This window comes from Pseudomonas sp. EL_65y_Pfl2_R96 (assembly GCF_963970905.1).
Classification (GTDB): domain Bacteria; phylum Pseudomonadota; class Gammaproteobacteria; order Pseudomonadales; family Pseudomonadaceae; genus Aquipseudomonas.
The window spans coordinates 1-8281 of sequence record NZ_CAXAQH010000060.1 but is presented as its reverse complement, the minus strand read 5'-3'; the positions used below and the strand labels follow the sequence as shown (position 1 = coordinate 8281).

9 protein-coding genes and 3 pseudogenes are annotated in these 8281 nt (G+C 55.7%); 7 read left to right on the top strand and 5 right to left on the bottom strand.

Annotated features, from left to right (window positions below):
* Positions 1 to 125 precede the first annotated feature (125 nt).
* The 5 genes and pseudogenes from AACY49_RS29115 to AACY49_RS29095 form a co-directional block, all read left to right on the top strand.
* Positions 126 to 503 (top strand): annotated as a pseudogene (locus tag AACY49_RS29115) (tyrosine-type recombinase/integrase); the annotation flags it as partial.
* A 127-nt stretch (positions 504 to 630) separates the two neighbouring features.
* On the top strand, positions 631 to 1089 hold the full coding sequence (locus tag AACY49_RS29110; RefSeq protein ID WP_339527605.1) for a hypothetical protein: 459 nt from the start codon (positions 631 to 633) through the stop codon (positions 1087 to 1089).
* Positions 1086 to 1346 carry a hypothetical protein gene (locus AACY49_RS29105; protein ID WP_258698889.1) on the top strand — a complete coding sequence of 87 codons (261 nt, stop codon included), beginning with the start codon at positions 1086 to 1088 and terminating at the stop codon, positions 1344 to 1346. The genes AACY49_RS29110 and AACY49_RS29105 overlap by 4 nt, the downstream gene beginning before the upstream one ends.
* A gap of 90 nt (positions 1347 to 1436) precedes the next feature.
* A pseudogene (locus AACY49_RS29100) lies at positions 1437 to 1562 on the top strand (IS66 family transposase); the annotation flags it as partial.
* A gap of 103 nt (positions 1563 to 1665) precedes the next feature.
* Positions 1666 to 2268, top strand: coding sequence for a peroxiredoxin (locus AACY49_RS29095; protein ID WP_258698888.1), 603 nt, complete (start codon positions 1666 to 1668; stop codon positions 2266 to 2268).
* Positions 2269 to 2413: 145 nt separating this feature from the next.
* On the opposite strand, the gene AACY49_RS29090 is transcribed toward AACY49_RS29095, so the two are convergent.
* The 5 genes from AACY49_RS29090 to AACY49_RS29070 all read right to left on the bottom strand — a co-directional run bounded on the left by AACY49_RS29090 (position 2414) and on the right by AACY49_RS29070 (position 7626).
* The gene (locus AACY49_RS29090) at positions 2414 to 3898 is read right to left on the bottom strand and encodes an aldehyde dehydrogenase family protein (RefSeq protein WP_258698887.1); all 1485 of its coding nucleotides are present in this window, start codon (positions 3896 to 3898) and stop codon (positions 2414 to 2416) included.
* Between the two features lie 121 nt (positions 3899 to 4019).
* A complete protein-coding gene (locus AACY49_RS29085; RefSeq protein WP_258698886.1) occupies positions 4020 to 5351 on the bottom strand; it encodes an aminotransferase class III-fold pyridoxal phosphate-dependent enzyme in 1332 nt (443 codons plus the stop codon).
* Entirely contained in the window at positions 5348 to 6364 is a 1017-nt protein-coding gene (locus AACY49_RS29080) for an iron-containing redox enzyme family protein (RefSeq protein WP_258698885.1), read from the bottom strand. Before AACY49_RS29080 ends, AACY49_RS29085 begins: the two co-directional genes overlap by 4 nt.
* Entirely contained in the window at positions 6361 to 7362 is a 1002-nt protein-coding gene (locus AACY49_RS29075) for a hypothetical protein (RefSeq protein ID WP_258698884.1), read from the bottom strand. Before AACY49_RS29075 ends, AACY49_RS29080 begins: the two co-directional genes overlap by 4 nt.
* A gap of 81 nt (positions 7363 to 7443) precedes the next feature.
* Positions 7444 to 7626: a hypothetical protein gene (locus AACY49_RS29070; protein WP_258698883.1), complete on the bottom strand. Its 183-nt coding sequence runs from the start codon at positions 7624 to 7626 to the stop codon at positions 7444 to 7446.
* A 167-nt stretch (positions 7627 to 7793) separates the two neighbouring features.
* Between AACY49_RS29070 and AACY49_RS32015 the strand changes: the two genes are divergently transcribed.
* Positions 7794 to 8060, top strand: a complete 267-nt coding sequence (locus tag AACY49_RS32015) for a TIGR02391 family protein (protein WP_408980560.1) — start codon at positions 7794 to 7796, stop codon at positions 8058 to 8060.
* A gap of 108 nt (positions 8061 to 8168) precedes the next feature.
* A pseudogene (locus AACY49_RS29065) lies at positions 8169 to 8281 on the top strand (IS3 family transposase); the annotation flags it as partial.

Genomic DNA, 8281 nt, shown 5'->3' with positions numbered 1-8281 from the left:
CTTGATCATCTTTACCACTTGCAGTTTGAAGCTGTCGTCGAATGTTCTGCGTTTGCCAGTCATGAAAAAATCCTCGATAGATGCATTCTCCACCTATCGAGGTGTCCGGGGAAATTAGACCACTGCAAATGAAGATGCGAGTAGCTTTCGTAATTCCTCTTGCTGAGGAAGTCGTAAAGCTGGTGAAGAGTATTCCGCGAGAGGAAGGAAGCGCCTTTCTATTCCCTGGCCAGGGTAAGACAGGGGTTATGCACGCAAACGCCGTGCGAACGCTCCTACACGGCATGAAATACGAACACATCACTCGGCACGGTTTTCGCTCTTCATTTCGTGACTGGGCGGGGGAATGTACTCACTATCCGCGTGAGGTCTGTGAAATGGCGCTGGCGCATGACGAACGTGATCAGACCGAGGGAGCGTATTCTCGTTCGGACTTTCTTGATAAAAGGCGCTTACTCATGACGGATTGGGCAAAATTTGTGATGTACCCCTCTAACTCGTAAATCAGCAGAAGGCAAGGCAGAAGGCAAGGCAGAAGGCATCTACACCCTGGCCGATAACGCCGAAAACCTGATCCTGCTGGATTTCGGCAAAGCCGAAAAAGGTCTGGTCGATGACCAGGCGATTCTGGTGTACGGCTACCCGAAGGCCAACGAACTGGACTACTCCCAAGGCAATGCAGTGGCGGATTTCCAGGGCACCTGCACCCTGACCGCGATTGCCAACCTTCTGACACAGGCCGACCGGCCGACCAGCGAAAAAAACGTGATCGAGGTGACGATAGACAATAAGGGGGCGGTCACCGATCCCACCCGCCCGGCCTATGAGCGCGGCGGTTCGAACTTCGTTCAGCAGCAGGCGCTGCTCGACAGTTTCGGCATCCGTAACGCCTTGCTCGCCGGCTACAACGAGCAAGGCGTGGCCAACCTGGTGCGCAGTGGTCGCGGCGTCATCCTGGCGGTGAATGCCGGGCAGCTGTGGAATGATCCGGCCTACGTCGGCAACGGTGCGGTCAACCATGTGGTGACCATCACCGGCGCGGTGTACAACGAGGCCAGCGGTTACGTGATTACACACTGGGACCGTTGAAGCTGTGGAATGAGGACATCGATGCCCAGGGCAACGGCCAGGACAACGTGTTGATCGGCAATCGCGGCAGCGGTGGCGCGGGCAATGACACCCTCAGCGGCGGCGCCGGTAACGACCGGATGGTGGGCGGTGCGGGGAACGACTATCTGGACGGACAACAGGGTAACGATACCTACGTCTTCGGCCGTGGCGATGGCGTCGATACCGTAGTCGAAAACGAACTGGCAATCGTAAGGACTCCACCGCAAAAGCGTTGAACCAGCCCGCTATCCTGTTCAGCGATAGCGGGCTTTTTTCTGCCTTCGCCTAACTCAAACGCCCCGCTCTTCTCGAATATCACCGGCTGATACTCGCCGAATCGCAAAGGGCAACATCCCCGCGCTCATCTCAAGAACTTCAGCGGGATCTTGCAGGCTGACGGCTACGCCGGTTTTGCTCAGCTGTATGCCATGGGCATCATTCAGGAAGCCGCAAGCTTTACGATGTCTACAAAGACCAAGCTTCACCACTTTGACAAGCTGTAATGACAACCTGAATCTTCTGTTCATAATGTTAGAAACAACGGAGGGAGATCGCATGACGACAATAAATAATCTCAATGCCCTACCTGATAACTTGCCGGTGCCAGAGGACGATGGGGGCGCAGACCACTTGCTCGGGTGTGCATTGCCGCAGCTTGTCTTACCTGCTACCGATGGTAGTCAGGTGGACTTGTCTACATTGCCTGGCGGCAGTGTGATATTTATCTATCCACGTACAGGCCAGCCGGGGCGTCCGGCACTGGTAGACAATTGGAATGAAATTGCTGGTGCGCGCGGCTGCACACCACAGACCATGGGATACAAGGCCTTGGCTGAGGCGTTTTCTGTGTTGGGCTACCGCATTTATGGCCTTTCTACCCAGAGCAGCGCATATCAACAGGAGCTTGTAGCCCGCCTAATGCTACCATTCCCCATTCTTAGCGACGAACAGCTGCAGCTCACGTGCGCCTTGTCCATGCCGACGCTGGAGGTCGCCGGGCAGACGCTACTCAAACGCATGAGCTGGCTGGTGCATGATGGCCACATCGTGAGGCTGTGTTATCCGGTGTTTCCACCGGATCGTAACGCTGCCGAGATGCTGGTCTTGGCTCAGGATCTAGTGCGGTCAGTAGGCGAGGAGCTTGGCACTACACCTTGAGCTTGTGCTTGTGCTTGTGCGTAGTAAACGGTCGTTGCTGCTGGGCACGCCTTGTGCCCACAGCGTATTGCACCAAGGCGATTTCTTCGGGGCAAGGCTGGGAGTTTAGCGGGTGAGAGGCGGATATCCATTCTGAGTTGTATGCTCATTCCTTCCCCCTCAAGCCCAGACGCGGCAGGATGTAACCTTCCAATGGCACGCTGACAGTTTTCAGTTCGCTGTATTGTTCTAGGCTCCAGCGCCCGCCAACGCGGCCAAGGCCACTGGCACCGCGACCGCCAAAGGGTACCCGCATATCGCGTATTACTGGACTGTTAACCGCCACGACACCGCAGCGCAACTGGCGCGCTAAGCGCAGACCGTTAGCCGCATCGGCGCACCATACAGTTGCTGCCAAACCATAGTCGCTTGCGTTGGCCATCACTACGGCTTGCTCTGGTGAGCTGAACGAGGTAACTGCCACGACTGGGCCGAAGACTTCCTGTTGGAACAGACTCATCTCTGGGGCGATGTTACTAAGTACCGCAGGGCTAAGATACGGGCCGTCCAGTTCAGGAATACGTTGGCCGCCGCATAGCAACGTGCCTCCTTCTTGCTGCGAGAGGGCAATATGACGTTCGATAGATTCCAAATGAGCCACGTCTATCATCGGGCCGAGCTCGCTGAGCGGGTGACAAGGGTCACCAACCTGTAAATTGCGTACGCGTGCCAAAAAGCGCTCAAGAAAGGCGGCCTGTATGTCTTCCTGCAGCAACAGGCGGGAGCCTGCAGTGCATACCTCGCCATTGCTGGCAAAAGCAGCCAACATGGCACCGTCAACTGCCGCATCAATGTCGGCATCGGCCAGCACGATGGTTGGGGACTTGCCTCCCAGCTCGTACAAGGTGCGCCGAAATGCGCTGACGGGTTGGGCGGCGATGTCTCTCGCAGTATCAGTGCCACCGACGAAACACAGTCCGTCAAGTTGCGGATTGCGCACCAATGCTTTTCCGGTTGGGTCGGCGGGGCCGTGGATGATATTGACCACGCCGGGCGGAAAATCAAGTGCGGCAATCAACTCGGCCATCAGCGACAAGGTCAGTGGTGCACGCTCTGAGCTTTTTAGTACCACAGTATTGCCGACGGCCAGCGCTGCCGCCAAGTTAATGGTGGCCACTGCCAGCGGCGCGCTCCAAGGAGCCAAAATGGCAACGACCCCCAACGGCTCGCGCTGCACGATTTGCCAGTAGGCATTGTCCATTGCAAAGCACTCACCGCCTTGGCGTTGGCATTCTGCAGCAAAGTAACGGCAATGCGCGATAGCGCGTGGCAAATGTCCTTGCGAAGTCATACTGAGTAACATGCCCGTATCGGCTGTTTCGGCACGAGCCAGAGCGTCAAGATTTGCTTCCAGTTGATCTGCCAGATCAAGCAGCAAATCGGCCCGGTTAATTGCAGGTAGCCTGCTCCATCGACCATCGTCGAAGGCGGTACGGGCAGCGGCAACTGCTTCGGCGACACGGTTAGCGTCGGCAACCGGTAGCAACCCTAGTACCGCCCCGCCTGCCGGGTTGTGAGTGGCATGCAGCCATTGCCGTTGTGGGCGGGATAAGGTGCCGTTGACGAGTTCGGCAAGTATACGTTCACTCATGGGTAGCCCTCTCTCAGGTGTGACACTAGCGGGCGGGTCTTAGGCCCCCGGCTAGAAGAGTGAGACTGCCGGGCGTGCGCTCGCTACGGCACACCAAGCAATGCTATGACTTTGCGTCGTGTCAGAAAGACGGCTCGAACACTGGTATGTAGCGCAACTGCTCGAAGGCGCGACAGAATGCGCTGGCGGCCTCGTCTATGTGCGACTGCTCGTGCAACGCCGACAACCAACCGTGGCTGGCATGGCAGTCCACGCCTTCCAGCATTAGCGCCATACGCAATAGCCTGTGCAGTGGTGCGTGCTGTGCAGCAAGGCGCACTGCTTCTACCCCTGGCGCTACAGCCACTCCCTGTGCGCGTGCGCCTATCACCAGGTGGAAAATCGAGCTTTGCGCATAGGCCATGACGTCCACGCCGACAGACTCTGCTGCGGCGTTGATGGCGTCTGCCAAAACGCCAGCAGTGCGGTTTGCCAGCGTTATTGGTTCGCCCTCCCCGATCAGTTCTAGCGTTGCCAGTGCTGCCGCTGCCGTTATAGGACAGCCATTGAACGTGCCGCTATGGGTGATATGGTGGTTGGCAAACACAGACATTAGCTCGGTAGAACCCCCAACCAGCGCGCCTGGCATACCGCCTGCGGATATTTTTGCCAGCAAGGTCAGGTCTGGGTAGACATTGCTCATTGCCTGAACTCCACCCAAGTGATAGCGAAAACCACTGATAACCTCATCAAAGATCAACAGTGTGCCGTAGCGATCGCACAATTGGCGTAGCGTAGCCAAATACTCGGCAGTCCAAGCTAGCGTGCCTGAGCTGCCTCCTCCTGGCTCCAGGATCAATGCCGCGACGTCGTATTCTGCCAACTCTTTTTCTACAGCAGAGATGTCCATGGGAGGCACAATACCAACGTGGTCTTCCACGCCGGGATTAAACCCGGCGCTGGCTGCTGGCAGCATATGTGCTAGGCAGTCATCGAACCAGCCGTGGAAGTGGCCGTCAACCCGTACAATCCGCCCCCGACCAGTGCTGACTCTAGCGATTCTCAGCGCCAGTTGGGCGGCCTCTGAGCCGGAGGCAGTAAAGCGCAGTTGTTCGCAGGACGGAAAATAGTGTCGGATACGTTCGGCCCAGGCAAAGTGTAAGTGGTGTACCCCCCCCAGATGCTGCCCTTGTGCTATCTGCTTGGCGACTGCGGCTACCACTGCTGGGTGTGCGTTGCCAAACATCAAGGCACCGTGCCCCATCCACAGGTCGAGGTAACGTTTACCGCTGGTGTCCCACTTGTAAACACCTCGCCCGCGTTCGAACACGACAGGAAACGGCTCCATGCGCCAACTATCGTGGCCGCTGCCGCCTGCCAGTGGGTTGTCGCCGCTGGACCAGACGCATCCGCTATGCAGGGTATTGCAGTAGCGTGCCAGTAATGCCTGCTCCGCCTTGCTGGCATGGCTCATACCAAGCCCTCCAATTGCAAGGCGCGGCGCGGTGTAAAACCTTCGGTGGTGCCGTAATACTTGTTAATACCATCGAAGAACAACATGAACGATTCGGCCAGGCTGCGCATGACCGTACTCGCCCTACGGATTTGCACCGGTGCCAGCAGTGGCCCTTCCAAGCATAAGCGCATGAATACAGTTTTTTCATGACCCAGCTCTACGTCTAGGCTGGCATGGCGGTGAAAGGCGTCAAATAAGCCTGCCGCATAAGGATAATAAGCTTTGAGTCGCCCGTAGAACTCGTCAAGCACGGCTATGGACGGCTGGGTGAGTCCCGACTGCATGATTGCAAAGCTAGAGGTGTACGCCAGTTCCCCCTCGTAAGCGTATTCGATCAGCTGGTTGATGAGCGCACGGGTATGGGGCAAGGGTGGGGCAACCAATACCGATTCGTGCTGAAGGCCGCAGCGTGCTAAACCCTCCAAAAAGATTTTGCCGTGGTTCATCTCTTCGATGTAATGGCTGGCAATCGGGCCACGCAACTGTCGCAGCTCTCGGGTATGTGACACCCCCAGAGGCATGTAGTCGTTGGCCGCATCGACAAAATGATAGAACTCGACCCCCCAACCCAAAATTTGCGATGGCGAACACTGTCCGGACAGCAATTGCTCCCAGAACGGCTGCTCGAAGATAGGCTTGGCCCAGAAGCGGGCTTCTGCCTGCAAAGCGTCATTCAGCTCGTGGCGACAGGTTGCCTCACATGCGCGGTCAACATCCAGAAGTAAGTCCGACTCCAATAGGGCCTGCAGCGCCGGATCCAGCATATTAATTTGTGTAATGCCCTGCTTGACCAGAAAATCTGCGGGGCAGTTTGATGTACGCAATGCCGTGAGCAATTCTGAGATTTGCGGCTGGAAGCTGGTATCAATCAGAATCTCTTCTTCATTGCAGGTGACTATTACGCTGCGCTCAGAAGACTGTATTCGGCAAATTGGCGACAAAAGGTAGCGGCGATTGGCAAGTGTACTCACTGCATTCCCCTGTAAGTTCGTAATGCCCTCAGCGGGAAGGCATTAGCAGTTTGATAAAACTTGAGGATATCGTCTGACCACATCTCTAGCGTTTCTACTAGCGCATAGGCGTCGCGCAGAGCGGCCAGCGCACGCTCTAGCGGAATTGCCCCGGTTTGCGTGACCACCTTTTCAACGAAATCGCCATGACCGTAGTCTTCGTCTAGCGAGACGTGATCGGCCATCGGTTTTACTGCCTGACGATGGTCGTTGTCGTAGAACTGGCCGACTAGGTCAAAGAACATGCGTGCAGTGTCACGGTCGCGTCCGGTGGACTCCAGAAAGCCTGAGCAGGTGACATAACGCAAACAATCACGACGTGCCGCCGCACGCATTAAGTTCTGAATGGCACGGGTAGATGGCAAGGGTTGAAGTTGCGCCCGCAACTCAGGCCCAACGTCCAGTGCATCCAGCGAGAGCTCGAAAAACTTGAAGTGATCCCATTCTTCGGAAAAATGTTGGGCGAAAATGGAACGAATTGCGCGGCTTTCAGTGTGTGCAATCGCCATGGGCAGTCTGTCCATGACGTTTTCAATAAAGAACCAGGATTCAATTACCCAACCAATAAATACTGGACGGGGCAGGCTGCCATCGGTCAAACCGATCCACAATGGATGGGAAAATAGGCGCAGTTTCCAATGGGAATATAAGCGGCGGCATAAGCTAGCAAATGCCTGCGGGCTGAGTGTGGTGTCAACGGGTGCAGCCATTTTGTGCAGTGCACCCAGATTAGTCATTTGCGTCACAATTGCGTGCAGGGAGTCGATCGCCAATCCACTTTGTTTGCCTGCGGTTTCGATGTCGGTAAGTCCATTAAGCGAAGCGATTGCCTGTCGCAGACGGGTTGGCGGGGCGCCAGAAAGGGTAAACACCGTATCTTCTATTTCAATCTCAAGTGCCTGATCGACAATTCTCAGTTGTGCATCGGCACGGAGCAAAGGTAGTTCGGTTGTTGGCATAAATTCTCCGGCAAATCCATTGCGCGAGTGAATTGGAGCAACGACGAGCAAATGACCTACTCGCCGCTGCTTTTTAGCTGACTACTTAACGATCACTCCTACCACCGCCATCTTGCTTGCAACACGCTTCTTGCTTACTCGTACTGTGATTTCGCTACCTAGTGTAGAGTCTGTTTCTACAATTCGAACATTATCGGCGGTTCCTTTGGGGACCTGAATCACCACTTCTTTTGCTTCCAGTGGGCGATGCTCGTTGTCTTTCATGATGACTCCTTTCATTATGTTTTGACCAAGGCGTTGATAGCCGGACGGCAAAGCCTGATCCTGAAGAAGTGTAGGACACGTTAGCAGACTAGCAGACGCCATTTTTGAGCATGGTGGACCTCCTGCCTCTGAAAATAAAAAAGCCACTCGGCCAGCGAACTGACTGAGTGGCCTCGGTAGCAGGCCTGCAAGGCCTTTCGTGTGTTCTACTTCCATGCCGTCTTAAAGGCCATAAAGGGTGTCGCGGAGCGGATCCGCCAGTTATCGGGCTTAAGCGACCAGGTGAAACAAGGCATTTTGGGGGCCAGCAGCCCACACTGGCCTTGGGCCCCCTTCACCGCCGAGTCAGAAAAGAGGAGCAAAGAGGCCTCGCGAATCTGCTGATTGGAATGTTCGGCGCAGTGCGCAATCCACCCAGAAAACAGCGTGGCTGAACAACTGACCATGGCGCCCACCGCAGACAGCGACCATGAATTAATCGCGTCAATATTAGGTAGCCTAATCGGCGCACCACCTACGCTTGAAATCACGCGAGCGCAAGCTACAGAGCGCTGTTGGCAAGAAATGAAATGCAGCAAAGCATGAGCCGTAAAGGTAATTGCTGGGACAACTCAGTGATGGAGCGCTTCTTCCTGAGTTTGAAAATGGAGCGGGT

What these genes read in the sequence shown, in the direction of transcription:
- AACY49_RS29090 (WP_258698887.1), bottom strand. Translation starts at nt 3,898, where the DNA reads ATGAGTGAACGTATACTTGCCGAACTCGTCAACGGCACCTTATCCCGC.
- AACY49_RS29085 (WP_258698886.1), bottom strand. Translation starts at nt 5,351, where the DNA reads ATGAGCCATGCCAGCAAGGCGGAGCAGGCATTACTGGCACGCTACTGC.
- AACY49_RS29075 (WP_258698884.1), bottom strand. Translation starts at nt 7,362, where the DNA reads ATGCCAACAACCGAACTACCTTTGCTCCGTGCCGATGCACAACTGAGA.
- AACY49_RS29070 (WP_258698883.1), bottom strand. Translation starts at nt 7,626, where the DNA reads ATGAAAGACAACGAGCATCGCCCACTGGAAGCAAAAGAAGTGGTGATT.
- AACY49_RS29095 (WP_258698888.1), top strand. Translation starts at nt 1,666, where the DNA reads ATGACGACAATAAATAATCTCAATGCCCTACCTGATAACTTGCCGGTG.